At 61.8% G+C, this 26,308-nt stretch carries 22 protein-coding genes; 13 read left to right on the top strand and 9 right to left on the bottom strand.

From position 1 onward, the window contains the following. Window positions 1–1,368 carry an ATP-binding protein gene (locus ACI7M0_RS01170; RefSeq protein ID WP_129933567.1) on the top strand — a complete coding sequence of 456 codons (1,368 nt, stop codon included), beginning with the start codon at window positions 1–3 and terminating at the stop codon, window positions 1,366–1,368. A gap of 149 nt (window positions 1,369–1,517) precedes the next feature. Further along, the gene (locus tag ACI7M0_RS01165; RefSeq protein ID WP_129933569.1) at window positions 1,518–3,188 is read left to right on the top strand and encodes an FMN-binding glutamate synthase family protein; all 1,671 of its coding nucleotides are present in this window, start codon (window positions 1,518–1,520) and stop codon (window positions 3,186–3,188) included. A gap of 151 nt (window positions 3,189–3,339) precedes the next feature. Here ACI7M0_RS01165 and ACI7M0_RS01160 read toward each other — a convergent pair whose 3' ends face one another. Further along, window positions 3,340–4,659, bottom strand: a complete 1,320-nt coding sequence (locus ACI7M0_RS01160) for an OprD family porin (protein ID WP_003255784.1) — start codon at window positions 4,657–4,659, stop codon at window positions 3,340–3,342. 474 nt (window positions 4,660–5,133) lie between these two features. Here ACI7M0_RS01160 and ACI7M0_RS01155 point away from each other — a divergent pair, with 474 nt between their 5' ends. Then, on the top strand, window positions 5,134–7,203 hold the full coding sequence (locus ACI7M0_RS01155; protein ID WP_104886814.1) for a TonB-dependent siderophore receptor: 2,070 nt from the start codon (window positions 5,134–5,136) through the stop codon (window positions 7,201–7,203). 67 nt (window positions 7,204–7,270) lie between these two features. On the opposite strand, the gene ACI7M0_RS01150 is transcribed toward ACI7M0_RS01155, so the two are convergent. Together ACI7M0_RS01150 and aguA are read right to left on the bottom strand one after the other, a co-directional pair. Next, a complete protein-coding gene (locus ACI7M0_RS01150; RefSeq protein ID WP_011953221.1) occupies window positions 7,271–7,468 on the bottom strand; it encodes a hypothetical protein in 198 nt (65 codons plus the stop codon). Window positions 7,469–7,660: 192 nt separating this feature from the next. Further along, complete coding sequence (gene aguA, locus ACI7M0_RS01145) at window positions 7,661–8,767, bottom strand: agmatine deiminase (protein WP_010951636.1); 1,107 nt, start codon at window positions 8,765–8,767, stop codon at window positions 7,661–7,663. Window positions 8,768–9,044: 277 nt separating this feature from the next. On the opposite strand from aguA, the gene rfbC reads away from it, so the two are divergent. From rfbC to ACI7M0_RS01125, 4 genes are read left to right on the top strand one after another with little or no spacing between them, the layout of a single operon-like run. Beyond that, window positions 9,045–9,590 carry a dTDP-4-dehydrorhamnose 3,5-epimerase gene (rfbC, locus tag ACI7M0_RS01140; protein ID WP_064491780.1) on the top strand — a complete coding sequence of 182 codons (546 nt, stop codon included), beginning with the start codon at window positions 9,045–9,047 and terminating at the stop codon, window positions 9,588–9,590. Between the two features lie 42 nt (window positions 9,591–9,632). Then, window positions 9,633–11,447: an ATP-binding protein gene (locus tag ACI7M0_RS01135; protein ID WP_010951634.1), complete on the top strand. Its 1,815-nt coding sequence runs from the start codon at window positions 9,633–9,635 to the stop codon at window positions 11,445–11,447. Beyond that, window positions 11,444–12,850, top strand: a complete 1,407-nt coding sequence (locus ACI7M0_RS01130; RefSeq protein WP_010951633.1) for a sigma-54 dependent transcriptional regulator — start codon at window positions 11,444–11,446, stop codon at window positions 12,848–12,850. The genes ACI7M0_RS01135 and ACI7M0_RS01130 overlap by 4 nt, the downstream gene beginning before the upstream one ends. Beyond that, the gene (locus ACI7M0_RS01125) at window positions 12,850–13,305 is read left to right on the top strand and encodes a YiiD C-terminal domain-containing protein (protein WP_129933571.1); all 456 of its coding nucleotides are present in this window, start codon (window positions 12,850–12,852) and stop codon (window positions 13,303–13,305) included. Before ACI7M0_RS01130 ends, ACI7M0_RS01125 begins: the two co-directional genes overlap by 1 nt. 160 nt (window positions 13,306–13,465) lie before the next feature. Here the strand turns inward: ACI7M0_RS01125 and cysQ are convergent, their stop codons facing one another. Both cysQ and nudE read right to left on the bottom strand, forming a co-directional pair. Beyond that, window positions 13,466–14,284, bottom strand: a complete 819-nt coding sequence (gene cysQ / locus ACI7M0_RS01120) for a 3'(2'),5'-bisphosphate nucleotidase CysQ (protein WP_129933573.1) — start codon at window positions 14,282–14,284, stop codon at window positions 13,466–13,468. After that, window positions 14,281–14,847, bottom strand: coding sequence for an ADP compounds hydrolase NudE (gene nudE / locus ACI7M0_RS01115; protein WP_104960604.1), 567 nt, complete (start codon window positions 14,845–14,847; stop codon window positions 14,281–14,283). The genes cysQ and nudE overlap by 4 nt, the downstream gene beginning before the upstream one ends. Before the next feature lie 64 nt (window positions 14,848–14,911). Between nudE and yrfG the strand changes: the two genes are divergently transcribed. Then, entirely contained in the window at window positions 14,912–15,574 is a 663-nt protein-coding gene (gene yrfG, locus ACI7M0_RS01110; RefSeq protein ID WP_021782608.1) for a GMP/IMP nucleotidase, read from the top strand. A 96-nt stretch (window positions 15,575–15,670) separates the two neighbouring features. Here the strand turns inward: yrfG and lysM are convergent, their stop codons facing one another. Beyond that, window positions 15,671–16,111, bottom strand: a complete 441-nt coding sequence (lysM, locus tag ACI7M0_RS01105; RefSeq protein ID WP_129933575.1) for a peptidoglycan-binding protein LysM — start codon at window positions 16,109–16,111, stop codon at window positions 15,671–15,673. Window positions 16,112–16,286: 175 nt separating this feature from the next. On the opposite strand from lysM, the gene fdhD reads away from it, so the two are divergent. From fdhD to ACI7M0_RS01090, 3 genes are all read left to right on the top strand, one after another. Further along, on the top strand, window positions 16,287–17,117 hold the full coding sequence (fdhD, locus tag ACI7M0_RS01100) for a formate dehydrogenase accessory sulfurtransferase FdhD (protein ID WP_010951628.1): 831 nt from the start codon (window positions 16,287–16,289) through the stop codon (window positions 17,115–17,117). 5 nt (window positions 17,118–17,122) lie between these two features. Then, on the top strand, window positions 17,123–19,468 hold the full coding sequence (locus ACI7M0_RS01095; RefSeq protein WP_020190000.1) for an FdhF/YdeP family oxidoreductase: 2,346 nt from the start codon (window positions 17,123–17,125) through the stop codon (window positions 19,466–19,468). A gap of 196 nt (window positions 19,469–19,664) precedes the next feature. After that, on the top strand, window positions 19,665–20,147 hold the full coding sequence (locus ACI7M0_RS01090) for a glycine zipper domain-containing protein (RefSeq protein ID WP_104960602.1): 483 nt from the start codon (window positions 19,665–19,667) through the stop codon (window positions 20,145–20,147). A gap of 52 nt (window positions 20,148–20,199) precedes the next feature. Here the strand turns inward: ACI7M0_RS01090 and ACI7M0_RS01085 are convergent, their stop codons facing one another. Continuing rightward, entirely contained in the window at window positions 20,200–20,640 is a 441-nt protein-coding gene (locus ACI7M0_RS01085) for a thioesterase family protein (protein ID WP_129933577.1), read from the bottom strand. A gap of 736 nt (window positions 20,641–21,376) precedes the next feature. Between ACI7M0_RS01085 and ACI7M0_RS01080 the strand changes: the two genes are divergently transcribed. Continuing rightward, complete coding sequence (locus ACI7M0_RS01080; protein WP_104960600.1) at window positions 21,377–22,687, top strand: IS4 family transposase; 1,311 nt, start codon at window positions 21,377–21,379, stop codon at window positions 22,685–22,687. A gap of 70 nt (window positions 22,688–22,757) precedes the next feature. Here the strand turns inward: ACI7M0_RS01080 and ACI7M0_RS01075 are convergent, their stop codons facing one another. Continuing rightward, entirely contained in the window at window positions 22,758–24,299 is a 1,542-nt protein-coding gene (locus ACI7M0_RS01075; protein WP_003255806.1) for a phosphoenolpyruvate carboxykinase, read from the bottom strand. 179 nt (window positions 24,300–24,478) lie between these two features. Then, on the bottom strand, window positions 24,479–25,378 hold the full coding sequence (gene hslO / locus ACI7M0_RS01070) for an Hsp33 family molecular chaperone HslO (RefSeq protein ID WP_020191055.1): 900 nt from the start codon (window positions 25,376–25,378) through the stop codon (window positions 24,479–24,481). Between the two features lie 120 nt (window positions 25,379–25,498). Between hslO and ACI7M0_RS01065 the strand changes: the two genes are divergently transcribed. Continuing rightward, window positions 25,499–26,293 (top strand): phosphatase PAP2 family protein, encoded by a 795-nt coding sequence (locus tag ACI7M0_RS01065; RefSeq protein WP_104886822.1) that lies wholly within the window; start codon window positions 25,499–25,501, stop codon window positions 26,291–26,293. Window positions 26,294–26,308: the final 15 nt, after the last annotated feature.

Below are 26,308 nucleotides of genomic sequence, written 5' to 3'. Positions count from 1 at the left end.
ATGCGCTGGTTTCACCGGCTATGGCCTCGCACCTTGTTTGGTCAGCTGCTGCTGATCATGGTCAGTGGCACGCTGGTGATTCAGTTGATGTCGAGCAGCATCTGGTTCGATGTGCGTTTCGCCCAGGCGCTAGAGGTGCCCGTGCGACTGGTTGCTGCACGCAGCGCACCCCTGATTACCCAGGCCGACTGCCACGGCGGTACGCTGCAGGCGCCAGCCCACTACCAGCTTCACTGCGTCGAAAGCCCGCCTGCGCAAGAGCATGACGAGCGCCGCGGGCACAGGCGGGTCGAGCTGTTGTTGCAGCAGGCCCTGAAGTACGAGCTGGGGCATGCCCAGGACGTGCGCCTGATGAACGTGCAACTCACCGACGAACTGGGCCAGCCGATCGTCTGGCGCAGCCTGTTCGGCCTGCGCACGGCCCAGGCGCATATCCAGTTCGCGGTGCCGCTGGCCGATGGCCACTGGCTGACCGTTGCGGGCCAGGAACTGCAGGGCTGGAGCGGCGAGTCGGCCTGGGTGCTGATCAGCGATTACCTGCTGCGGGTGTATGCGCTGCGCATCGTCGCGGTGTTGCTGGTATGCCTGGTTGCCGTGCGCCTGTGCCTGCGCCCGTTGCGGCGCCTGGCCGATGCCGCACGCGGCCTGGGCAGCAACCTCGAGCAGCCTCCCCTGGCGCTGGATGGCCCGGAGGAAGTGCGCCAGGCGGCGCAGGCGTTCAACGCGATGCAGCAGCGGCTGATTGCCATGGTCAACGACAAGGCCTACTTCCTGGCCGCCGTGTCTCATGACCTGCGCACCCCACTGACCCGCATGCGCCTGCGACTGGAGCGCTTACCCGATGACGAACACCGCCAGCGCCTGCAGCAGAACATCACGCAGATGGACAATATGATCGGTCAGGTTCTGGATTACCTGCGTGCCGGAGAGCAGCAGAATTTGCAGCAGGTGGACCTGGACCGATTGGTTGCGCGCCAGTGTGCGGACCTGGCGACTGACCAGGAACCACTGCCGGTGCACGGCCGGGTGAACAGCCTGCGGGGGGATGCCCTGCTGCTGCAGCGCTGCCTGCAGAACTTGTTGGTCAATGCGTTGCGTTATGCCAAGGATGTTTCTGTCACGCTGGAGCGGACCACCACAGGAGTGTTCATCCACATCGACGACCATGGACCAGGCATTTCGCCAGCGCTGCTGCCGACCATCACCGACCCGTTCGTGCGCGGTGAGGGATCGCGTAACCAGGCATCCGGCGGATATGGGCTGGGGCTGAGCATTGCCCAGCGGATCGCCGCCAGCCATGGGGGTGAGCTGATATTGTCGAACCGTGAGAACGGTGGATTGCGGGTCAGCATACTGCTGCCTGGCTAACGCGATCGTCTGTGGGAGCAGCCCCACACCATAGGACTGCGCAGACCTGGGAATTCGCAATCAGGTAACAGTCTTTTACCGATTACCCAGGTTTTCCGTCCCCTGCGTTTGCCTATCCTAGGCCCGGTCATCCTGCCTGCGATGGACCCATGAAACACTCTCTTCCCAGCCGCTACGCCTGCCTCGTACTCTGCCTTGTCTTCACTTTCGCCAGCCTGCCCCTGCTGGCCCAACATGCCTGGCTGTGGCCGGTAACGCTGATCACCGCGCTGCTCAGCCTGGTCGGTCTGAATGACCTGCGCCAAAGCCACCATGCGGTGCGACGCAACTACCCGATCCTGGGCAATATCCGTTACCTGATCGAAACCATCCGCCCGGAAATCCGCCAGTACCTGATCGAAGGTGACGACGACAAGCTGCCGTTCTCCCGCTCGCAACGCTCGCTGGTCTACGCCCGCGCCAAGAACGAAAGCGCCGAGAAAGCGTTCGGCACGCTCAACGACGCCTACAAACCTGGTTTCGAATTCATCAGCCATTCCATGCTACCGGTGGCCACGCCAGACCCTGCGTCGTTCCGCATTGCCATCGGCGGGCCGCAATGCCGAATGCCCTACTCGGCCTCGATCTTCAACATCTCGGCGATGAGTTTCGGCGCCCTCAGCGCCAACGCCATCGCCGCGCTCAATCGCGGCGCGCGCATGGGCCGGTTTGCCCATGACACTGGCGAAGGCAGTATCAGCCCGTACCACCGTGAACACGGCGGCGACCTGATCTGGGAAATTGGCAGCGGCTACTTCGGCTGCCGCACCGAGGACGGTCGTTTCGACCCACAGCGCTTCGCCGAACAAGCCCGCTCGGCACAGGTGAAGATGATCGAGATCAAGCTCAGCCAGGGCGCCAAGCCTGGCCACGGCGGCATTTTACCGGGGCACAAGGTCAGCCCCGAGATTGCCGAGACCCGTGGCGTACGTGTAGGCGAGGACTGCATCTCGCCAGCGGCGCACAGCGCCTTCCGCACACCGGTCGAGCTGCTGCAGTTCGTAGCCGGCCTGCGCGAGCTTTCGGGCGGCAAACCCGTGGGCTTCAAGTTCTGCCTGGGCCACCCTTGGGAATTCATGGGCATTGCCAAGGCCATGCTCGCCACCGGCATCACCCCTGACTTCATCGTTGTCGATGGCAAGGAAGGCGGCACCGGCGCGGCACCTCGCGAGTTCAGCGACAACATGGGCGTGCCGATGCGCGAAGGCCTGATGTTCGTGCACAACACGTTGGTCGGCCTGAACCTGCGCTCCAGCATCCGCATTGGTGCGGCGGGCAAGATCGTCAGCGCCTTCGACATTGTCAGCGTATTGGCCATCGGCGCTGACTGGGTCAATTCGGCACGCGGTTTCATGTTTGCCATTGGCTGTATTCAGTCGCAGAGCTGCCACACCAACAAGTGCCCGACCGGCGTGGCGACCCAAGACCCTCTGCGCCAGCGCGCGCTGGTGGTGCCAGACAAGGCCGAGCGGGTAGCCAGCTTCCACCGCAACACACTGCACGCACTGGCCGAGATGCTGGCTGCCGCAGGCCTGGAGCACCCTTCGGAGCTCAAGCCCAAGCACCTGGCGCGGCGCATCAGCCCCAGCGAAATCGGGTTGTTTTCGGACTTGCACACATTCCTCAAGCCGGGCGAATTACTCAGTGGCTCGATCGAAAGCGAGTTTTATGCGCGGATGTGGCGGATGGCGCGTAGCGACAGCTTTGCACCGGAGACGGGGCATACTGAAACACGAACTGTGGCGTCAAGACTGCGCCACGAAGAGACTGAACCTGCATGACAAACATGACTGGGGCTGCCCTGCAGCCCTTCGCGGGCGTGCCCGCTCCCACAATTTGCAGCGCCATCGAAGGCGGCGCTTTACCTGTGGGAGCGGGCAAGCCCGCGAAGGGCCGCAGCGCGGCCCCAGCTTTCATGCAAAGAACTGCGGATCAGAAGATGCTGATCGGGTACTCGACGAATACGCGGACTTCGTTGCCGTCGTCGTTGTAACCGTTCTGCTGCACGGCGTTGTTGGTACGCAAGAACGAGCTACGCAGCTTGATCGACAGGTCCTTGGCCGGGCCGTCCTGCACCACGTAACGGATCTGGTTGAAGATCTCGCGCTCTTTACCTTCGCCGAAGCCTTGCGGGTTGGCGACGTTGCGGGTGTTGATGTTGTCACCCACCACGTAAGCCAGCTTGTAGGTCAGGCCCGGAATGCCGTAGGCACCGAAGTCCAGGCCGTAGCCCAGCTGCCAGGAGCGCTCGTCTTCGGCGTTGAAGTCGGACCAGTACGAGTTGGCCAGGTAGATGGTGGAACCACCGTCACCCACGCCGCCGGCGTTCTGGTAGAAGCCGTAGTTGTAGCCCGTGCTGCCGGTGCTGCGCTGGTGAGCGAGGGTGAACGAGTGCGCACCGTACGCGTAGGTGGCTGCAAGGCTCCAGATGGTGTTGGAGTCGCCGTTCAGGCCTGCGGCTTTTACGTACTTGTTGTTGATGTCCGACTTGTAGCCGTTGAAGTCCAGGGTCAGGGACTGGTCGCTGGCGATCGGGAAGACGTAGTTCAAGCCCAGGTAGTGCTTCTTCATCACATCTTCGTTGTCGGCGGTGTACAGCGAAGCGGTGAAGTTGTCGGTGAACTTGTAGCTGCCACCTAAGACGTTGATCGACTTCAGGCCACCACCATCACGGCGCTCGGCGCTCTTGCGCGCTTCCTGGGTGAAGCGGCCGGCGTTCAGTTCCAGGCCCTGGATCTCTTTGGAGGTGATCAGGGTGCCGGTGAAGCTTTCTGGCAGCAGACGTGCATCGTCGTACTGCAGCACTGGCAGTGCTGGCATCTGGTCACCGTACTTCAGCACGGTGTTGGAAATGCGGAATTTCACAGCAGCACCACCACGCGCCAGGTTGTGCGGCGAGCTGGCGTTGCCTTCGGCATTGGTGGTTTCGTGCGGTTTGAAGAAGTCGACGCCGCCACCACCGTTGTGGCCTTTGCCGCCATCCAGGCGCACGGCGTACAGGCCGAATGCGTCAACACCGACGCCAACGGTGCCTTGGGTGAAACCGGAGGAGAAGTTGGCGATGAACGCCTGGCCCCATTCGATCTGGTCGTCGGTGCCATGCTTCTTGTCACGGTTGATGTAGGCGTTGCGCAGAAGGACGTTGGCGTGACTGTCCTCGATGAAGCCCTTGCTGTCAGCCTGGTCATTGGCCTGAGCCTGGGTCGCGGCGATCATCGCCAGGGCGACCAGGCTGATCCTGGTTTTCAACATGTTGTTTTCCTTATTTCTTAATCAAAAACGCGCTGCAATATGACGCCAGGAACCAACGCCCCTTCGTAGGTTCGACGCTATGCGGATCCAGCCGGGTGGGCCGACCGGTAATTTCACGGCGGCCCTTGGCAGCAGCTTGGCCAATACCATGGCCAGCAGGCGTTGGCCGAATCCTAGCCGTGTGCGATTACAAATGTCAAAAAGTCGTGAAATGCAGGTTGATATAACCGAAATTAACGGCCTGTCCGGTGCATTTACATGCAGGTTTGCGCTATCAGCGGACAAATTATCTTGTGTAGGAATTTGCCATTTGATCGAACGGACAATTTCCTGGGAGCAGGCAGAGCGTGGCCGCAGAGGCCGTTACAAACGGACACATATGTAAAGACAAGCCTTTACAAATACCCAAGCAAGAGTAAATAGCAAGCATTACCATTCGCACCTAATTTTCAACTGTCCGGTTTGAATGTGCCCATGCTTGTACCCTGCCGTCTTTCACCCCTGACGCTTGGCCTGTCGCTGCTTTTCAGCGCCAGCCTGGCCAGTGCCGCCACCACCACACTGCCGGAGTCGTCGGTTACCGCCGATAGCGAACGCGAGAAGGACAACCCGCGGGTCAAGGAGGTGAGCACCGCAACCCGCACCTCGACGCCCGTGCGTTATGTGCCGCAGGCCATCGATACGGTGAAAACCGCCAATGTGCTGGATTACGGCAGCAACACGCTGGGCAAGGCGCTGGAGGGTATCCCCAACGTCAGCAGCGGCGCCGACACCCGTTTTGACAGCGTACGCATCCGCGGCTTCGAGGCCAGCAACGACTTCTACCTGGACGGTATCCGCGACGACAGCCAGTACATCCGCGACCTGCACAACATCGAGCGGGTCGAAGTGCTGAAGGGGCCTGCTGCGGTACTGTATGGCCGTGGCAGCCAGGGCGGCATCGTCAACAGGGTCAGCAAGGCACCGGAGCCGGGTCGCCGCTCGACCATCGAAGCGCAGGCCGGCAGCGAAGACCTGCGCAGCCTGTATGCCGACCTGAGCGCCGACCCCAGCGACACGGTCAGCCTGCGCCTGAACATGGGCAACCAGGACAACAACAGCTTTCGCGATGGTATCGACGGCAGCCGCCAACTGTTCGCCCCGTCGATCAGCTGGCAGATCACCCCCGACCTGAACTGGCTGGTGCAGTATGAATACAGCCGCTACAACCGCACACCAGACCGCGGCATCCCGAGTGTCAACGGCCGCCCGGCAGACGTCAGCCGCAGCGCCACCTACGGCGACCATCGTGACTACATTGACGACCGCGCCCAGTCGCTGCGCTCGCGCCTGAACTACCAGCTGAACGAAACCTGGCAGCTGCGCCACACCCTGGGCCTGTTCAAACTCGACAGCGAGTTCGACAACACCTATGTCACGGGCTACAACGCCGGCACCAATACCTTGACCCGCCAACGCTGGCAGCAGGACCTGAACACCCGCAACCTGTTCAACAACCTGGAGGCCGAGGGCGACTTCGACACCTTGGGCCTTGAACACAAGCTGCTGCTGGGCCTGGAGTTCGGCAACCAGCGGCGCGATCCGCTGCTATACAGCGCCGGCAGCCAGAGCCTGCCAGGCCTGGGCAAACCCAGCCAGCCGCACAATGGTACGTTGGCGGTATCGAGCAACAACCACACCGTGGTCGACAGCCGCGGGGTTTATCTGCAGGACCAGATTCGCCTGAACGATCAGTGGCAGGTTCTCGCCGGCGTGCGCTTTGACCAGTTCGAAGTGGAAACCACCAACAAGGATGGCTTGCGCGAACCGCAGGACAGCAACAGCACCAGCCCACGCCTGGGCGTGGTCTACACGCCATGGCGCGACCATTCGTTCTACGCCTCGTGGAGCAAGACTTTCTCACCGGTGGGTGGCGGCTTGATCGGCATCACCCCAGGGGCACAGGGCAACACCAATAAAACCGACCCGGAAGAGACCCGGCAGAAAGAAATAGGCGTAAAGAGCGACTGGTTGGACCAGCGCCTGACCACCACCCTGGCCATCTACGAGCTGGAACTTTACAACCGCCGCACCCGCGACCCGAACGACCTGAACATCATCTTGCTCAGCGGCATGCAGCGTTCGCGCGGCATCGAACTGACGGCCACCGGCAACATCGTCGGCAACTGGTATGTACGCGGCGGCATTGGCCTGCAGGATGCGATCATCGTCAAGGACAATAACGGCCAGGAAGGCAACCGCATCAATGACGTGGCCAAGCGCAATGGCAGCCTGTTCGTGACCTGGAAGCCAGAATTGGGGTGGTACGCCGAAACCGGGCTGACACTGGTGGGCGAGCGTTATGCGGACAACCAGAACACCACGGTATTACCAGGGTATGGCCGTTGGGATGCACTGGCGGGGTATCGGACCCATGACTGGGATGTGCGGGCGGCATTGAGCAACATTGCTGACAAGACCTACTACAGTTCGGCGACCAGTGCGGCGCAGATCCAGGTGGGCGATCCGCGTAGCCTTGTGGTGACGGGTAGCTACAGTTTCTGATTTTAAGTTGCCTTTACCTGCCTCTTCGCGAGCATGCCCGCGAAGAGGCAGGTAAAGGTGCAATCGATCAGTGCCACACCGCCATCAGCGCCTGCATCTCTGCTTCGCTGATCAACCCTTGGGGGTATCGCCCGGCAAGCAGACGTCGTGGGTCGGTCGTCCTGACCCTGATGCTTCCATGGTGTTTCAACCGCTTCGCCAAAAGCCTGAGCGATTGGCGATCAACTGCCGATGGGCGCAAAGCCGACTCACTTGCTGCGTTCATGTCCACACGTACTCCCTGGCCCGTGAGCGGCTAATTTACGTAGGTATTGTTACAGATCAGAGGCGCGGCCTGACCGTGCCATCTCGCTATCTGCTTGAAAAACAATACAAAACGTATGCCAGCTCGGCCTCCGGGCGTCGCCCGCGCAAAAAAGAGGCCCGTCACATGACGGGCCTCTCATTCATTACGGGCTCAGCGCTTGACCGGCGCCGGCTGCTGTTGGGTCAGGCAGTGAATGTTGCCGCCACCCAAGAGCAGCTCGCGGCCCGGGATCATCACCACCTCATGGTCGGGGAAGATCCTTGCCAGGATCGCTCTGGCTTCAGCATCTGCCGGGTCGTCGAAGCTTGGGGCAATGATGCCACCGTTGACGATCAGGAAGTTCACGTACGAACCCGCCAGGCGCACCGACGGGTCACGCTCCTGGCTGCCGGCGACCTGGTCGACACCGGCGCACTCTTCGGCAGTGGCGAACAGCGGGCCCGGGATCGGCATCTTGTGCACGATGAACTCGCGGCCCTTGGCGTCGCGGGTGTTCTTCAGCACATCCATGGCCGCGTGGCAGCGCGCATAGTTGGGGTCGTTGGAATCATCGGTCCAGGCCAGTAACACTTCACCCGGGCGCACGTAACAGCAGAAGTTGTCGACGTGACCGTCAGTTTCGTCGTTGTACAGGCCATCGGGCAGCCATACCACGGTGTCGACCGCCAAGTGATCACGCAGCACCGCTTCGATCTGCTCGCGGCTCAGGTGCGGGTTGCGGTTGCGGTTGAGCAGGCATTCTTCAGTGGTGATCACGGTGCCTTCACCGTCTACGTGGATCGAACCACCTTCCAGCACAAAGCCTTCGGTCTGGTAGCGCTGGCAGCGCTCCATTTCCAGCACCTTGGCGGCCAGTTCCTCGTCGCGGTTCCAGGGTGCGTACAGGCCGCCATCGAAGCCACCCCAGGCATTGAAGCCCCAATCTACACCGCGCACTTCGCCATGGTCGTTGATGACGAAGGTAGGGCCGGTGTCACGCACCCAGGCATCGTCGTTGCTGATTTCAACCACACGAATGTTCGGCTGGTCGAGCTGGCGCCGGGCGTTCTCGTACTGGCCGGCGGAGACCGCGACGGTTACAGGTTCGAAACGGGCAATGGCCTTGGCCAGGGTTACGTGGGCAGCCTGCGCCGGCTTGCCGCCCAGACGCCAGTTGTCCGGGCGCTCCGGCCAGACCATCCATACCTGAGTTTGTGGGGCCCACTCGGCGGGCATGTGGAAACCATCGGCACGGGGCGTGGAGTTGAGGGTTTTCATGGGTGACCTCTGTGATGGCCCTGAGCCGGGTATGCTGGGGCGTTTGTCAATTTATAACCGATATATATCGATATTTGAAGCCTGAAAATCGAAGAATGCCGCACCATTCGGCGAATTTAAATCGATAACAATCGACACTCACCAGCGCTGGTCTGGTGAAAGGAACGGCCTGCTGTCTACCATAGCCACACCTTATGCATCCTGTTACAGCTACGCGCGGAAATTTCCGGCAAGGCCGACTAGGGTCAATACTTGAACGACGGGCCAGCGAGCCGCTATGAACATCATCCCTACAGCAATCCCTGAAGTACTGATCATCGAGCCGAAGGTGTTCGCTGACAGCCGTGGTTTTTTCTTCGAGGCATTCAACGCCCGTGAGTTCTCAGAGCAAACCGGCGTGAACGTGGCGTTCGTCCAGGACAACCACTCGCGCTCCATCAAGGGCGTGCTGCGTGGGCTGCACTACCAGGTGGCAAACACCCAGGGCAAGCTGGTGCGCGTGGTGCACGGGGAGATCCGCGATATCGCCGTGGACGTGCGCAAAAGCTCGCCAACATTCGGTAAATGGGTCGCGGTGCACCTGTCAGCCGACAACCATCGCCAGCTGTGGATTCCGCCTGGCTTCGCCCACGGTTTTGCGGTGATGAGTGAATCGGCCGAGTTCCTCTACAAGACCACCGACTACTACAACCCTGGCGCCGACCGCTGCATCCGCTGGGACGACCCGGAACTGGCCATCGACTGGGGGCTGCAGCAGCCACCGCTGTTATCGGACAAGGACAAGGTGGGCCTGCCATTGGCAGAGGCGGAAGTGCTGCCTTAACTAGCGCATAATTGCGTCAGACTTTTCTGGCGCATTTACCTGATGATTGCAAAGCCCACGCCCCCACGCCGTCCCCGCTGGCGCAGCCTGGCCCTGCTGGCGCTGATCTTGGCCCCATTACTATGGCCACTGCATCACTTGGCCGAACGCTATTACCAGGAAGAACTGGCCTCGCAGAACCGCCAGACCCTCGACCTGTATGTCGCCAACCTGCTCGGCACCCTGCACCGTTACGAGACCTTGCCGCAAATTCTCGGCGACTTGCCGGCGCTGCGTGGCGTGCTGGCCGACCCTTTCCGCCTGGAAGCGGTGACCAACGCCAACCGCCTGCTCAAGGATATCGTGCAGAAGACCGGTGCCGAGGTGATGTACCTGATGGACGTCAGCGGCAACACCTTGGCCGCCTCGAACTGGGACAAGCACGACAGCTTCGTCGGCCGAAACTTCGCCTTCCGCCCTTACTTCAACGAAGCCATGGCCGGCCACCTTGGCCGCTTCTTCGGCCAGGGCACCACCTCGGCCAAGCGCGGCTACTTCTTTGCCGCGGCCGTGCGCGACCGCGAGCGAATCGTCGGCGTGCTGGTGGTCAAAGTCGATCTCGACCACACCGAAACCCTGTGGGGCCGTACGCCCGAGCAGCTGTTGCTGACCGATCACAATGGCGTGGTCATCCTGACTTCGCGCCCCGACTGGCGCTTCCGTGCTACCCGCACGCTGACCGACGCCGAGCGCCAGGCCATCATCGCCATCCAGCCCTATCCGACCCAGGCCCCACAGCCGCTGGTTCTCAACCCGCAAGCCTGGATCACCCAGACCCGCGACATCAAGGAAACTGGTTGGCAAGTCAGCATCCTCGCCCCGCGCACGCTGGTTGATCGCTCGGTGCAGACGGTAATGGCCATCGGTGCCGGTACGCTGCTGGTACTGATGTTGCTGGCAGGCCTGGTGATGCAACGGCGGCGCCATTACATCGACCGCATCGACTTCGAAGCCCGTGGCCGCCAGGAACTGGAAAAGCGCGTGGCCGAACGTACCGCCGACCTTGAAGGCCTGAACACCCGCCTGAAAAATGCCGTGCTGGAGCGCGAAAACGCTCAGCAGGAGGCAGTGCGCGCACAGGACGAACTGGTGCAGGCCGGCAAGCTGTCGGTGCTCGGCACCATGTCGGCCAGTATCAGCCATGAGTTGAACCAGCCCCTGGCCGCCATCCGCAGCTACGCAGAAAACGCCGAGATCCTGCTCGACCACCAACGTACCGAAGACGCCCGCGGCAACCTCAAGCTGATCGGCGAGCTGACCGGGCGCATGGCCTCGATCATTGCCCACCTGCGTGCCTTCGCCCGTCGTGACCGTCATGCCCCGGAGAGCGTGGCCCTGCAGCCGGCTCTGGACGATGCCCTGGCGCTGCTGGCCAAGCGCCGCCGGGCGATGGCCGTAGAGCTGATCCGCGACCTGCCGGAAGCCACCTTGTGGGTACAGGCCGGCGAAACCCGCCTGCGCCAAGTGCTAGGCAACCTGCTGGCCAATGCCCTCGACGCTCTGACAGAAAAGGCCAACCCGCGCCGCCTGTGGTTAAGTGCCGAGCAACGTGATGACTGCGTCTACCTGTACATCCGTGACAACGGCCCCGGCTTCAGCCGCCAGGCCCTGGAGCATGCCAAGGAGCCGTTCTTCACCACCAAGACCCGCACCCAGGGCCTGGGCCTGGGCCTGGCCATCTGTGAAAGCCTGATGCGCGCCCTGGGCGGTGAACTGCTGCTGGCCAACCACCCGGAAGGTGGCGCAATGCTGACTCTCCAGCTGCGGGTGGCCGCATCTGGCGCTACTTTGCCCAATTCGGAGGACCCCTCGGCATGACCACCGAGACACTGATCGACAGCCGAGCCCAGGTCATCCTGGTGGACGATGACCCCCACCTGCGCCAAGCCTTGAGCCAGACCCTGGACCTGGCCGGGCTCAAGGTAGTCGCCCTGGCCGAAGCCCAAGGCCTGGCCGAGCGTATCGAGGCCGACTGGCCCGGCGTGGTGGTCAGCGACATCCGCATGCCGGGCATCGATGGCCTGCAGTTGCTGGAACAACTGCACGGCCGCGACAGCGAACTGCCGGTGCTGCTGATTACCGGCCATGGCGATGTGCCGCTGGCGGTGCAGGCGATGCGCGCCGGGGCTTATGACTTCCTGGAAAAACCCTTTGCCACAGATGCCCTGCTCGACAGCGTGCGCCGCGCCCTGGCTTTGCGCCGGCTGGTGCTGGACAACCGTAGCCTGCGTCTGGCACTGAGCGACCGCCAGCAGCTGGCAACCCGCCTGGTCGGCCATTCACCGGCCATGCTGCGCCTGCGCGAGCAGATCGGCGCCTTGGCCGGCACCCGCGCCGACGTGTTGATTCTGGGCGAAACCGGCGCTGGCAAAGAGGTGGTGGCCCGCGCGCTGCACGACCTGTCCAGCCGCAGCGAAGGGCCGTTCGTGGCGATCAACGCCGGCGCGCTGGCCGAATCGGTGGTCGAAAGCGAACTGTTCGGGCACGAGCCCGGTGCGTTCACCGGCGCGCAGAAACGCCGTATCGGCAAGTTCGAATTTGCCAACGGCGGCACGCTGTTCCTCGACGAAATCGAGAGCATGAGCCTGGATGTACAGGTGAAGTTGCTGCGCATGCTGCAGGAGCGAGTGGTCGAACGCCTGGGCGGCAACCAGTTGATCCCGCTGGACATCCGCATCATAGCCGCGACCAAGGAAGACCTGCGTCAGTCTGCCGACCAAGGGCGTTTCCGCGCAGACCTGTATTATCGCCTGAACGTGGCGCCGCTGCGTATTCCGCCACTGCGTGAACGCGGCGACGACATATTGGTGTTGTTCCAGCATTTCGCCGATGCTGCCAGCCAACGTCATGGCCTGTCGCCGCATGCGCTGCAACCCGCGCAACGCGCCCTGCTGCTGCGTCATGACTGGCCAGGCAACGTCCGCGAGCTACAGAACGCCGCCGAGCGTTTCGCCCTTGGCCTGGAACTGGCACTGGATGGCCAGGCACCCTCGGCAGCAGCGCCGGCAGCGCCCATGCTCAGCGGCAACCTCAGCGAACAGGTCGAGCAATTCGAACGTTCGCTGATCGCCGCCGAACTGGCCCAGCCACACGGCTCCATGCGGAGCCTGGCCGAAGCACTGGGTATCCCCCGCAAAACCTTGCACGACAAGCTGCGCAAGCATGGCTTGAACTTCGACGGCGGCAGCGGCGGGCATGACGATCAAGAGGACAACCGTTAATGAGCACCGATAGCCAGTACCTGCAGTCCGTACTGCACACCGACATCCCCCTGACCCGCGAAATGGGCCTGGAAGTGATCGATTGGCAGCAGCACACCCTGCGCCTGCAACTGCCGCTGGCGGCCAACGTCAACCACAAAAGCACCATGTTCGGCGGCAGCCTGTACTGCGCAGCAGTGCTGGTGGGTTGGGGCTGGCTGCACCTGCGCCTGCGTGAACTGGGGATCGATGACGGGCATATCGTCATCCAGGAAGGGCAGATCAGTTATCCGTTGCCAGTGACCGGCACGGCGGTGGCGCGTTGTGCAGCGCCCGACGAAAAGACCTGGGAGCGATTCCTGGCCATGTACCAGCGCCGTGGGCGGGCGCGGTTGACGTTGGAAACCACCGTGAGCAATGACGGCAGTGACGAGCCGGCGGTGAGGTTCAGCGGCCAGTACGTCTTGCACCGCTAGCCCAGCAGCCGCTGAAAGCAACTGCGCTGCACAAAACCCAAAGGCTGGCGCAAAACCTGTGGGAGCGGGCAGGCCCGCGAACACCGGCGAAGCCGGTGCCCCGCACCGCGGTGCCTGCTTCGCGGGCTCGCCCGCTCCCACAGGGTAGGGTGAGACTCCGTCAAATCAGGTTCAGGAAGGCCTGGCGCCATGCAGCATTGGCAGGCAATGCCAGGAAATGCGGATTGAGCAGCGACTCGCGCGGCGGATACCGGAACGGCAAGCCATCCAGCCCGATCACTTCGCCACCGGCCCCCTCCACCACACCCTGCGCCGCAGCAGTGTCCCACTGCGAAGTCGGCGCCAGGCGCGGATAGCAGTCTGCGCTGCCCTCAGCCAGCAGGCAGAACTTCAACGAACTGCCGATATTGGCCAGCTCCAGCTCACCCACCGCAGCCCCAAGGCCGGCCAACAGCGCTTCCTGCTCCGGGCTGGAATGCCGACGGCTGGCCACCACGGTAAAACGCTCGCCCTGCGCGGGTTCGTTGCGTACTTGGATCAGCTGGGCTGCCTCGCCGGCATCTGCACGCCAGGCCCCCATCCCGCGCCCACCGAAGTAGCAGCGTCCATTGGTCGGCATCGACACCACACCAAACACCACGTCGCCGTTCTCGATCAGGGCGATGTTGACCGTGAACTCTTCACTGCCGGCAATGAACTCCTTGGTGCCATCCAGCGGATCGACCAGCCACCAGCGGCTCCAGCTTTGCCGCTCGGCCAGCGAAATATTGCAGTCCTCTTCGGACAGCACCGGAATCTGCGGCGCCAGCGCCAGCAGGCCATCGGCAATTACCCGGTGCGCCGCCAGGTCGGCGGCGGTAACCGGCGAATCGTCGGCCTTGTTGGTCACCGCGATATCGGCGCGCCAGAATGGCAGGATTGCCTCGCCTGCCGTCAGTGCCAGCTTGACCACTTCGTGCATCAGTTGCAGGTCGTTCATAGCTCCAGCAACCCCCGCTGAATCAGCAGGTCACGGGCCAGGTACAGCGCCGCCAGGGCGCGGCCCTCGGTGAACTGCGGATGCATGGCCAAGGCCGACAACTCACGCAGGTTGACCTTGTCGACCCGCATCGGCTCGGGCTCGTCGCCTTCCAGGCGCTCTTCGTACAGGTCGCTGGCCAGCACCACCTGAATCTTCTGACTCATGTAGCCCGGCGACAGCGACAGTTCCGTCAGGTGCTCCAGCTGGTGTGCGCCAAAACCGGCTTCTTCCTTGAGCTCCCGGTCGGCTGCCGCCAGCACGTCTTCGCCCGGCTCGATCAAGCCCTTGGGCAACGACAGCTCGTATTCATCGGTGCCACCGCAGTACTCCTCCACCAGCACGGCGTGCTCGGCATCGAGCATGGCCACGATCATCACCGCGCCGTAGCCATTACCCCGGCCCACCAGACGCTCATAGGTGCGCTCGGCGCCATTGCTGAAGCGCAGCTGTACGGCTTCGACGCGGAACAGGCGGCTACTGGCGACAATTTCGCGGCTGAGTACGGTGGGTTTCTGGCGCATGGGGCGGCTCCTTGGCGTGAACGGGTTACTATACCGTGGCTTGCCGACTGATCGAGAGTTTCCCATGCCTGTTCTTCCCTGGTCTGCCATCGATACCGTCCTGCTGGACATGGATGGCACCCTGCTCGACCTGCATTACGACAACCGCTTCTGGCTGGACCACCTGCCCCAGCGCTATGCCGAGCTGCACGGTGTAAGCCGGGCCATGGCGGAAATGGAGCTGCAACCGCTGTTCGAACGCAATGCCGGCACATTGAACTGGTACTGCCTGGACTTCTGGAGCCGCGAGCTACGCCTGCCCATTCGCGAGCTGAAGCGGGAAATTGCCGACCTGATTGCCCTGCGCCCGGATGCCGATACCTTCCTGGCGGCGATTCGCCAGGCCGGCAAGCGTGTCGTGATGATCACCAATGCCCACCGTGACTCGCTGTCGCTGAAGCTGGAACGGGTGGAGCTGGCACCGTACTTCGAGCGGCTGATCAGCTCGCACGACTATGGCTACCCGAAGGAAAGCCCGCAGTTCTGGGATGCCCTGCAGGCGGATATCGGCTTCGAACCGGAACGCAGCCTGTTCATCGATGACACGCTGGCGATTCTGCGCAGTGCACGGCGGTTTGGTGTGGGGCACTTGCTGGCGGTGCGCCAGCCGGATAGCCAGGCACAACCACGCGATACCGAAGAGTTTGCAGCGGTCGAGGATTACCGGGCGTTACTGGAAGGCCTGTAAGGCCCCATTCGCGGGCATGCCCGCTCCCACTCAGTGCTGGCGCTGTACCTGTGGGAGCGGGCGCGCCCGCGAAGAGGCCGGTACAGACTTCAGCGATCAGTCAGGAATACGCAGCACCTGCCCCGGATAGATCTTGTCCGGGTGCTTGAGCATCGGCTTGTTGGCCTCGAAAATCTTGTTGTACTGATTGGCATTGCCATACACGACCATGGCAATGGCTGAAAGTGTGTCGCCCGATTTCACTGTGACGAACCTTGCCGCCTGGACTACCGGCCCGGTCACGGTGATCTGGTCCTCGACACTGGCCACGCCGCTGATGTTGCCCGCCGTCAGGATAATCTTCTCCTTCTCTTCCTGGCTGGCCACTTCACCCTTGAGGATGATCTTGTCTCCTTCTACAGTGGCGGTGATGTTAGGGTTGCCCAGGCCAACAGCTTCCACGTGTTTCTTAAGCTGCTCCTCGGCATTGGCGTTGCCAGGGGTCAGCAGGTCGATCAACTTCTCGCCGGCTTCCTTCACGAAACTGAACAGGCTCATTGCGCTCTCCTTGTTGACGAAACCTTGGACACAGGAGTCTAGGTCAGCTTTACCACTTCCGCCCTGCGCTACCAATCGACGCGGTCTATCAAGGCATAGACCCTAGCGATTAGACGCCGCCGGCCCACGCGCCTAGGCTTGTGCTATCAGAAAGCCGCCGGTATTCAGCGCCCCGATGAACAGCAAGCCTCCGGTCTGCGCGGCCTCATCGCCCTTGTCCATGCCCGCCGCCAGCAACACCTACGATTACGTCCAGCTCAGCGACGCCAAACGCGACAGCACCCCGCTGGCCGAGGAAGTGGCCCTGGCCATTGTCTATAACGGCCTCAACCAGGCAGTGATGCTGGTCAGCCCTACCGATCTGGAAGACTTCGCCGTCGGTTTCAGCGTCGGCAGCGGCATTGTCGAAGGCACCGCAGAAATCTACGACCTCAAGCTCTCCGGCAGCGGCTCGGCACTGTACGCCGACCTGGAAATCTCCAGCCGGGCGTTCTGGAACCTGAAAAACCAGCGCCGCCAACTGGCCGGCACCAGTGGTTGCGGCCTGTGTGGGGTCGAGGCCCTGGAGCAGGCACTACCGGATCTGGCCGTGTTGCCGGGTGCGCCCCTGCCCCCGGCCCAGTGGCTGGTCGGCCTGCGCGAGCGCATCGACGCCTTCCAGCCACTGGGCCAGCATTGCGGTGCCGTGCATGCAGCATTGTTCATGGACCGCCAAGGTGAACTGCTGCTTGGCCGCGAAGACATCGGCCGGCACAACGCCCTCGACAAACTGATCGGCGCGCTGCTGCGACAACGCATCGACACCCAGGGTGGCCTGGCCATCGTCACCAGCCGCTGCAGCCTGGAGCTGATCCAGAAAGTACTGCGTGCCGGCATCCAGACCCTGGTCAGCCTGTCGGCGCCCACCGGCCTTGCCCTGCAATGGGCGCGCAAGCACAACCTCAACCTTATCCACTTGCCCAAGCACAGCGCACCGCGGGTCTACAGCCCAGCGGCGGAGTCGTAACAGTCGTGACCTCGTACCAACAACTTCCGGACAACACCCCAACCTCCCCCCCTCGCTACAAGCCCTACCACGGCCCCGCCGGTGGTTGGGGCGCACTGCGTAGCGTGGCCAAGGCCTGGGTCGGCAGCGATAACGCGCTGAAGAACATTCGCGCCCTGCTCAAGACCAACCAGAACGGCGGTTTCGACTGCCCCGGCTGCGCCTGGGGGGACTCGCCGGAAAGCGGCATGGTCAAGTTCTGCGAGAACGGCGCCAAGGCGGTGAACTGGGAAGCTACCAAGCGCCGTGTCGATGCTGCCTTCTTCGCCCGTTACAGCGTCACCTCGCTGCTGCAACAAAGCGACTACTGGCTGGAGTACCAAGGGCGTCTGACCGAACCGATGGTCTATGACGCTCCCAGCGACCGTTACCTGCCGATCAGCTGGGATGCCGCCTTCGCCCTGATCGCCCGCGAACTGAACAAGCTGACCAACCCTGACCAGGCCGAATTCTATACCTCGGGACGTGCCAGCAACGAAGCGGCGTACCTGTACCAACTGTTCGTGCGCGCCTACGGCACCAACAACTTCCCTGACTGCTCGAACATGTGCCATGAGGCCAGCGGCGTGGCGTTGGGGCAAAGCGTCGGGGTCGGCAAAGGTACAGTCACCTTCGACGACTTCGAGCACGCCGACGCCATTTTTGTCTGGGGCCAGAACCCCGGCACCAATCACCCGCGCATGCTCGACCCACTGCGTGATGCGGTAAAGCGTGGCGCCCAGGTGGTGTGCATCAACCCGCTCAAGGAGCGTGGTCTGGAGCGCTTCCAGCACCCCCAGAACCCACTGGAAATGCTGACCAACAGTGACCGCCCGACCAACACCGCCTTCTTCCGCCCGGCCCTGGGTGGCGACATGGCGATGCTGCGCGGCATGGCCAAGTTCGTCCTGCAATGGGAACGCGAAGCCCAGGCCAACGGCGAACCGGCCGTATTCGACCACGCCTTCATCGCCGAACATGGCCATGGCGTCGATGAGTACCTGGCCGTGGTGGACGCCACGCCGTGGTCGCACATCCAGGCACAGTCCGGCCTCACCTTGGCCGATATCGAACTGGCCGCGCGTATGTACTGCCGTGGCAAGCGGGTGATCATGTGCTGGGCGATGGGCATCACCCAACACCGTCATTCGGTGCCGACCATTCAGGAAATCGTCAACCTGCAGATGCTGCGTGGCAACATCGGCGTGCCCGGTGCCGGCCTGTGCCCGGTGCGTGGCCACAGCAACGTGCAGGGTGACCGCACCATGGGCATCAACGAGCGCCCGCCAGAGGCGCTGCTGGATGCCATCGAAAAGCGCTTTGGCTTCCCTGTGCCGCGGCGCAATGGCCATAACACCGTCGAAGCCATTCACGCGATGCTCGATGGCCGGGCCAAGGTTTTCATCGGCTTGGGCGGCAACTTCGCCCAGGCCACACCCGACACCGAGCGTACCGCCCAGGCGCTGCGCAACTGCGAGCTGACCGTGCACATCAGCACCAAGCTCAACCGTAGCCACCTGGTCCATGGCAAGCAGGCACTGATCCTGCCGTGCCTGGGCCGCACCGACATCGACCTGCAGGCCGAAGGGCCGCAGGCAGTCACGGTTGAAGACTCGTTCAGCATGGTCCACGCCTCCAACGGCCAGCTTAAGCCGCTGTCGACGCAAATGCGCTCGGAGCCTGCGGTGATCGCCGGCATCGCCGCCGCCACGCTGGGCAAACAACCGGTGGACTGGCACTGGCTGGTGGCCGACTACGACCGCATCCGCGACCTGATCGGCGACACCATTGCCGGTTTCAGCGGCTTCAACCAGCGCCTGCGTAATCCGGGTGGCTTCTATCTAGGCAACAGCGCGGCCAGCCGCGAATGGGCGACCAGCACCGGCCGCGCCAACTTCAAGGCCAACCTGCTGCCCGACACGCTGCTTGACGAACGCGTACGCGCCAGCGGCCAGTTGCCAGACTTGATCATGCAATCGATGCGCTCGCACGATCAGTACAACACCACTATCTATGGCCTGGACGACCGCTACCGCGGCGTGCGCGGCCAGCGCGAGGTGCTGTTCGCCAACGAGGCCGACATCATCCGCCTGGGCTTCCAGCCGGGGCAGAAGGTCGACATCGTTTCGCTGTGGGGGGATGAACATGTGCGCCGGGTGCAAGGCTTTACCCTGCTGGCCTTCGACATCCCTGCCGGGCAGGCAGCGGCGTATTACCCGGAGGTGAACCCGCTGGTGCCACTGGAGAGCATTGGCGTTGGTAGCCATACGCCAACATCGAAGTTCATTGCTATCAAGCTGGAGCGCGCGCGCGACGACGGGCGCATTCTGTAAAAATGAAAAAAGCCCTGTTCCGTGGCGGCTCAGGGCTTTGTCATAAAGGTCTCAGACAGCCTGAAAACGATAAAGTTTCATAGTAAATACAGCAAGTTAGAGAATTGTGTACAACTCGTGTTACTCGTCGGATTTCCGTTGCCAGCCACGCCTCTTAGCCTCAAATTCGCCTCGTCATCCCTATGAGGCTCTCTTGATGAAGAAGTACTCCTCGATTCTGTTGTTGTCTTTCAGCTTGCTCAGCGGCGTTGCCATGGCAGGCGGCACCACCGAAGCCGGCATTGGCGGCGCATTGGGTGGGGTACTGGGCTCAGTGGTGGGCAACTCCATCGGTGGCAGCACCGGCGGCGCCATTGGTGCCGGTCTGGGCGGTGCGGCAGGTGGCGCTCTGGGCGCAGACAAACGCCAGCGTGGTGAAGCCGCTATCGGCGGCGCGCTGGGCGCCGCAGGTGGTAACGTGGTCGGTCGCTCCGTGGGCGGCACCACGGGTAGCTACATTGGCGCGGCAGCCGGCGGTGGTGCCGGTGGTGCGCTGGGTAACTACCTGGGCAAAGAGGCCGACAAAGACGATTACCGCGATGGCCGCCGCTATCGTCGCGGTTACGACGACGACCGTCGTCACTGGGACCGTGGCCGCCACTACGGCCACCGCAAGCACAAGCGCCACTGGCGCGACTAACGCCTGGGGCCCTGCCCCGGCAACAAAACCCCGCCCCTGCCAGCGGGGTTTTTTATGCCTGTCGCTCCAGCACAAGGCCGGACAGGATCACCTGCAGCGCCTCTGGCAACGCTACAGGCCGGCCACTGGCGCGCTCGATGAACACCTGCACCACCGTACCTGCCGCGCACGCGTCCGGCTCGCCCGGACGGTACAGCGCCAGCCGGTACTCTACCGTGCTGCCCGCCAGACGCGTCACTCCCAACCCCACTTCCAACAAATCCGGGAAGCCCGGTAGCGCGTAGAAATCCGAAGCTGAACTGACCACGAAGGCGGCCAGTTCACCGTGCCGCAGGTCCAGTTCCGCCTGCTCGACGAGAAACGCCTGTATCGCGGTTTCGAAGAAACCGTGCACCGTTGCACCGGCAATGTGGCCGTTCAGGTCGTTATCCTGGGGGCGGGTAAGGATCGGGTGGAAGTGGGAGAAGGCAGTGCGCTGAGGGGCTTCGGTCATCTGGCTGGCTCTTGTCTACGCAATGGATGCTGACAGTGAAACAGAAAAACCAGAATTTCGCTGCCTATGCGGGCCCCTTCGCGGGCAAGCCAGCTCCTGCAACGGCCTGCGCCCACCACCGATGGTGTGTAGGCGCGGGTTTACCCGCGAATACGATGGCGGCTGCGACGGTGAAGCACGGGTGGAAATTGGTCAGCAGGTCCGGCCCTTTCGCGGGTAAACCCGCTCCTACACGACGGCCTGCGCCCACCACCGATCAGTGTGTAGGAACGGGTTTACCCGCGAATACGATGGCGGCTGCGACAGTGAACCACGGGTGGAAATTGGTCAGCAGGTCCGGCCCTTTCGCGGGTAAACCCGCTCCTACAACAGCCTGCGCCCACCACCGAGTGTAGGAGCGGGTTTACCCGCGAATACGATGGCGGCTGCGACGGTGAACCACGGGTGGAAATTGGCCAGCAGGTCCGGCCCTTTCGCGGGTAAACCCGCTCCTACACGACGGCCTGCGCCTACCACCGATCAGTGTGTAGGAGCGGGTTTACCCGCGAATACGATGGCGGCTGCGACGGTGAACCACGGGTGGAAATTGGTCAGCAGGTCCGGCCCTTTCGCGGGAAAACCCGAACCCACAAAAAAGCCGCCCCTAGGGGTAATGCCAGTCAGTTAAGACTGACGCATTGACCTTTAGCCCATAGGCCGCAAAATCCGATGCTTGGAAACGAGCATCGGATTTTTTATGCGCCTGTCAAAAGCCCTGTCCCTCACTCATGAAATGGCATCGCGGCCACATGCCCTCGAAGGGCTTGGAGCCTTGCTTGATCCAGACATTGTGAAACAGGCCTTCGAAACGGCAGGTGTCTCGACTATACGCAAGCGCCGGTTGCCGTTGGAAAGCCTGGTCTGGTGCATCATCGGCATGGCGTTGTTCCGCCGGATGTCGGCTTGGGATGTCGTGAATCACATGGACATCATGCTGCCGGGCAAGCGACCGCTGGTGGCGCCCAGCGCTGTTGTTCAGGGACGGCAACGGCTGGGTAGCGAAGCGGTTCGCGAGGTGTTTTCGCTCACCCAGCAGCGATGGCATGCAGAAGTCCAACACCCTCAATGGTTGGGGTTAACACTTTTGGGTGTGGATGGCGTCGTCTGGAATACCCCCGACACCGCAGAAAATCGGGCGTGCTACGGCGGCGCGACCAATCAGCATGGCGATGGCAGTTACCCTCAAGTCCGAATGGTCTGCCAGATGGAACTGACTAGCCATCTGCTGATAAGCAGTACTTTCGAGAGCTATCACAGTAGCGAAATGAAGCTGGCCGAACAGTTGATCGCTACCACGCCTGATCACTCGCTGACCCTGTTCGATAAAGGTTTCTACTCGTTGGGTTTGCTGCATCACTGGCAATCACAAGGCGAGCAGCGTCATTGGCTTATTCCTTTGAAGAAGGGTAGCCAGTACGAAGTCGAGCACAAGCTTGGGCGCAACGATGCCGTAGTCATTCTGCGCACCTCGCCACAAGCCCGTAAGCAATGGCCCGGCCTGCCGCTGGAGACTCGAGCACGGCTGTTAAGCAAGACGATTAAAGGCAAGGTGGTGAGCGTACTGACCTCAATGGTCGATCCGCTGCGTTTCCCGGGTGATGAGATCGTCGACCTTTACAGTCAGCGTTGGGAAATCGAACTGGGATATCGAGAGATCAAGCAAGGGCTTTTAGGTGGTGAATATACGCTGAGAAGCAAGACGCCGGAGATGATTGCGCAAGAGCTATGGGGCGTACTGCTGGGCTACAACCTGTTGCGTTATCAGATGGTGCAAATGTCTCGACAGTGCCCTGGTGTGTACCCATGCGAGATGAGTTTTACTGCCTGTAGCTGGGCAATACTGGGCTTGCTGCATGGCACATCCTTGAACCACCCCGGAAATTTGCCGGGATTTTTGTCGGATCTGCAGGCTTCGGCGGCACAATATGTCTTGCCACATCGACGGCCTGACCGATGGTTTCCGCGAACGGTGAAGCAACGTCCAGCGAAGTACCCCACCCGAAAATGAAAAATGCCAGTCAGCTTAACTGACTGGCATTACCCCTGGGGGCGGCTTTCTCGTTGCGGCTGAGCTCGGCTTACAGCTGCGGGCCAGCGGCCTTGATGGCGTCGGAAACTTCGAACTTCTTGAAGTTTTCGATGAACAGCTTGGCCAGACCTTTGGCAGCCTCGTCGTAGGCCGCTTTGTCAGCCCAGTTGGTGCGCGGGTTGAGCAGTTCGGTTTCAACGCCCGGAACGGCCTTCGGCACGTCCAGGTTGATGATGTCCAGGTGCTCGGTTTCGGCACCGACCAGTGCGCCGCTCTGGATTGCAGCGATCACGGCACGGGTGGTGGGGATGCTGAAGCGCTTGCCAACGCCGTAGCCACCACCGGTCCAGCCGGTGTTGACCAGGTAGACCTTGGAGTTGAAGCCGTTGATACGCTTGATCAGCAGCTCGGCGTACTCGCCAGCCGGACGCGGGAAGAACGGTGCGCCGAAGCAGGTGGAGAAGGTCGACTTGATGCCGCCGCCCGAACCCATTTCAGTGGAACCGACCAGCGCGGTGTAACCGGACAGGAAGTGGTAGGCCGCCTGCTCGTTGTTCAGGATCGAAACCGGAGGCAGAACACCTGTCAGGTCGCAGGTGAGGAAGATCACTGCGTTAGGCTCGCCGCCCAGGTTCGCTTCCGAACGCTTGGCAACGTGCTCCAACGGATAGGCCGCACGGCTGTTCTGAGTCAGGCTGACATCGGTGTAGTCGGCGTGCTTGTTGGCGTCGAGAACGACGTTTTCCAGTACTGCGCCGTGCTTGATGGCTTTCCAGATGACCGGCTCGTTCTTCTCGGACAGGTCGATGCACTTGGCGTAGCAGCCGCCTTCCATGTTGAAGACAACGCCTTCGCCCCAACCGTGCTCGTCGTCACCGATCAGGTAACGGCTTTCGTCAGCCGAAAGGGTAGTCTTGCCAGTGCCGGACAGGCCGAAGAACAAGGTCACATCGCCTTCTTCGCCGATGTTGGCCGCGCAGTGCATAGGCAGTACGTCGGCAGCCGGCAGCAGGAAGTTCTGCACCGAGAACATGGCTTTCTTCATTTCGCCGGCGTAGCGCATGCCAGCGATCAGCACTTTCTTCTGGGCGAAGTTGATGATCACGCAACCGTCGGAGTTGGTGCCGTCACGCTCAGGCTCGCACACGAAGTTGGCGACGTTGAGGATCTGCCACTGGTCGCGGCCAGCCGGGTTGAACTGCTCCGGGTTGATGAACAGGCAACGACCGAACAGGTTCTGCCAGGCAGTCTGGGTGGTCATCTTCACCGGCAGGTAGTGCTCGGCTGCGGCCCCTACGTGAACATAGGAAACGAAGTGATCCTGGGCGTTGTTGAACGCCTCGACGCGAGCCCACAGGGCATCGAACTTGTCGGCCGGGAACTTGCGGTTGATCGGGCCCCAGGAAATGGCGTCCTGGGTGGAAGGTTCTTCGACGATGAAACGGTCAGCCGGCGAACGGCCGGTACGGTGACCAGTCTCCACGACCAGTGCGCCAGTATCGGCTAGTACGCCTTCACCGCGTTGCAGCGCTTCTTTTACCAGCTCATCGACGCTCAGGTCGGTGTACACGGTGTTGTTGGCTTGCGTCATGAGATACCCCATCCGGCCCGAGGCCGAGTGCTCCAAACGTTTTGTAGTTGTCTTGAAAAAACTACTACAGCGAAAAAAGTGGCCGGATTATGCCAGAAACGCCCAAAAAAAGTAGGCCCCTCCTGTCAGAACTGCGCTTTTGCGCAATTCGACAGGAGATTATCCTGTGATTTAACGTTTCAGTGACGAGTTTCTGAGGCCACGTCAGTACCGCCACCCGCAAACAATTGCGCCACATCGCTGGCATCGAAGAAGTAGCGCTCGTTGCAGAACTGGCAATCGATCTCTACCGTCCCGCCACATTCGTCCACCAGCGCCTTGGCGTCGTGCTCGCCCAGACTGACCAGCGCATTGCCGGAGCGTTCCCGCGAACAGCTGCAATTGAAGCGCAGTGGCTGGATATCGAACAGGCGCACGGCGTCTTCGTGATACAGGCGGTGCAGCAGGGTTTCGTTGCCCTCTGTCCACTCTTCAGGCTTGAGCGTCTTGGCCAGGGCGACCACATGCTGCCAGCTGTCTTCGCGCTCTTCATCATCCGGCTGGCGATCACGTGGCAGTTGCTGCAGCAATAGCCCACGGGCCTTGCCGCCTTCGGCATTGAGCCAGAAACGGGTATTGAGCTGCTGCGACTGGACGAAGTAGTTGGTGAAACATTCAGACAGGTTGGCGCCATCGAGGTCGACGGTCCCCTGGTAGCGCTGGCCCTTGACCGGGTCGATGGTCAGGGTCAGGTGGCCGTCGGGCATCAGCTGCGACAGGGTGGCACCAGCCGGAATCTGGTCCGCTTCGTAGCGGGCCATGCCACGAATCTCGCGCTCACTGGAACATTCCACCATCAGCAGCGGAATCGGCCCGGCCGAACGCGCCTGCAGAATCAGCAGGCCATCGAACTTCATCGCACCCACCAGCAAGGCGGTGGCGGCCATCAACTCGCCGAGCAGCACCTTGACCGGCTGGGGGTACTCATGACGCGCCAACACCGCAGCGTAGCTGTCATCGAGAGACACCCACTCGCCGCGCACATCGCGCTCGTCGAAGATGAAACGTTGGGTGAAATCGGTATCAGGCAAATCGCTCATAGGTTTCGGCTATCTAAAAAATGATGACAAAATGGTTACAAGGGTTGTCGAAAACCGGCGAGAACCCGTGACAGAGCGCTTACAAGGCGCTCCGATTCCTGTTTGCAATAGAGGTATTTTATGGACAATCGACCACTGTTCCAAGCAAGGTGGTCCTGGGGGCCATTGGCAGCCTGTACGCTGCTTCCCATCGCTCTACTGTGTTTCTGGTTATGGCCTTTTGGCCAGATCCTGTGCCTGACTTTCGACGAGTGGCTGTTCCGCAGCCTGAACGCGCCGCTGGCCGATAGCACCACCTGGCGCTACATCTGGACCATCGGCAGCCTACGCCCGTTCGACATCGTCGTCGGCCTGATCCTGCTGGCAGTGCTCATTCGTGGTGACTGGGTGTTCAAGGCTGCTCAGGTTCGCCAGGCATTTTTCGGCTTTCTGGTCACGCTACTCCTCTTAGTGGTGATTCGCGCGCTGTTTTCCAAGTGGGTGGATGCAGCCGGGTGGCAACACAAGAGTCCATCGATGATCTTCGACGACGTCGTGCACCTGAGTGACTATTACCCGAACCTGGAGGCTGCCTGGGAACTCAAGGACCGCTCCAGCAAGAGTTTTCCGGGTGATCACGCCTCGGTGCTGTTGATCTGGGCGCTGTTCATGAGCGTGTTCAGCCGCGGCCTTGCGCAATACCTGGTGGTCTGGGGGCTCGCAGCGCTGTTCATGCTGCCGCGCCTGGTGGCCGGTGCCCACTGGGGGCAGGACGACTACATCGGCGGCTTGCTGATGGCCGTACTGGCGCTGGGCTGGAGCTACTACACGCCGCTGGCGGCCAAAGGCAGCGAGGCGTTGATGCGCTGGACAGCGCCGTTGTTCAAGCTGCTGTCCACGTTACCGTTGGTCGGACGAATGGCGGTGTTGCGCTAGATTTTTGGGGCTGCG

This window comes from Pseudomonas sp. 10(2024) (genome assembly GCF_045164175.1).
GTDB classification, from domain to species: domain Bacteria; phylum Pseudomonadota; class Gammaproteobacteria; order Pseudomonadales; family Pseudomonadaceae; genus Aquipseudomonas; species Aquipseudomonas alloputida.
This window is presented reverse-complemented; position numbering and strand designations above follow the sequence as displayed.

Excerpts from the sequence above, each read along its gene's own strand:
- ACI7M0_RS01170 (WP_129933567.1), top strand. The coding sequence starts at position 1 with ATGCGCTGGTTTCACCGGCTATGGCCTCGCACCTTGTTTGGTCAGCTG.
- ACI7M0_RS01165 (WP_129933569.1), top strand. The coding sequence starts at position 1,518 with ATGAAACACTCTCTTCCCAGCCGCTACGCCTGCCTCGTACTCTGCCTT.
- ACI7M0_RS01160 (WP_003255784.1), bottom strand. The coding sequence starts at position 4,659 with ATGTTGAAAACCAGGATCAGCCTGGTCGCCCTGGCGATGATCGCCGCG.
- ACI7M0_RS01155 (WP_104886814.1), top strand. The coding sequence starts at position 5,134 with ATGCTTGTACCCTGCCGTCTTTCACCCCTGACGCTTGGCCTGTCGCTG.
- ACI7M0_RS01150 (WP_011953221.1), bottom strand. The coding sequence starts at position 7,468 with ATGAACGCAGCAAGTGAGTCGGCTTTGCGCCCATCGGCAGTTGATCGC.
- aguA (WP_010951636.1), bottom strand. The coding sequence starts at position 8,767 with ATGAAAACCCTCAACTCCACGCCCCGTGCCGATGGTTTCCACATGCCC.
- rfbC (WP_064491780.1), top strand. The coding sequence starts at position 9,045 with ATGAACATCATCCCTACAGCAATCCCTGAAGTACTGATCATCGAGCCG.
- ACI7M0_RS01135 (WP_010951634.1), top strand. The coding sequence starts at position 9,633 with ATGATTGCAAAGCCCACGCCCCCACGCCGTCCCCGCTGGCGCAGCCTG.
- ACI7M0_RS01130 (WP_010951633.1), top strand. The coding sequence starts at position 11,444 with ATGACCACCGAGACACTGATCGACAGCCGAGCCCAGGTCATCCTGGTG.
- ACI7M0_RS01125 (WP_129933571.1), top strand. The coding sequence starts at position 12,850 with ATGAGCACCGATAGCCAGTACCTGCAGTCCGTACTGCACACCGACATC.
- cysQ (WP_129933573.1), bottom strand. The coding sequence starts at position 14,284 with ATGAACGACCTGCAACTGATGCACGAAGTGGTCAAGCTGGCACTGACG.
- nudE (WP_104960604.1), bottom strand. The coding sequence starts at position 14,847 with ATGCGCCAGAAACCCACCGTACTCAGCCGCGAAATTGTCGCCAGTAGC.
- yrfG (WP_021782608.1), top strand. The coding sequence starts at position 14,912 with ATGCCTGTTCTTCCCTGGTCTGCCATCGATACCGTCCTGCTGGACATG.
- lysM (WP_129933575.1), bottom strand. The coding sequence starts at position 16,111 with ATGAGCCTGTTCAGTTTCGTGAAGGAAGCCGGCGAGAAGTTGATCGAC.
- fdhD (WP_010951628.1), top strand. The coding sequence starts at position 16,287 with ATGAACAGCAAGCCTCCGGTCTGCGCGGCCTCATCGCCCTTGTCCATG.
- ACI7M0_RS01090 (WP_104960602.1), top strand. The coding sequence starts at position 19,665 with ATGAAGAAGTACTCCTCGATTCTGTTGTTGTCTTTCAGCTTGCTCAGC.
- ACI7M0_RS01085 (WP_129933577.1), bottom strand. The coding sequence starts at position 20,640 with ATGACCGAAGCCCCTCAGCGCACTGCCTTCTCCCACTTCCACCCGATC.
- ACI7M0_RS01080 (WP_104960600.1), top strand. The coding sequence starts at position 21,377 with ATGCGCCTGTCAAAAGCCCTGTCCCTCACTCATGAAATGGCATCGCGG.
- ACI7M0_RS01075 (WP_003255806.1), bottom strand. The coding sequence starts at position 24,299 with ATGACGCAAGCCAACAACACCGTGTACACCGACCTGAGCGTCGATGAG.
- hslO (WP_020191055.1), bottom strand. The coding sequence starts at position 25,378 with ATGAGCGATTTGCCTGATACCGATTTCACCCAACGTTTCATCTTCGAC.
- ACI7M0_RS01065 (WP_104886822.1), top strand. The coding sequence starts at position 25,499 with ATGGACAATCGACCACTGTTCCAAGCAAGGTGGTCCTGGGGGCCATTG.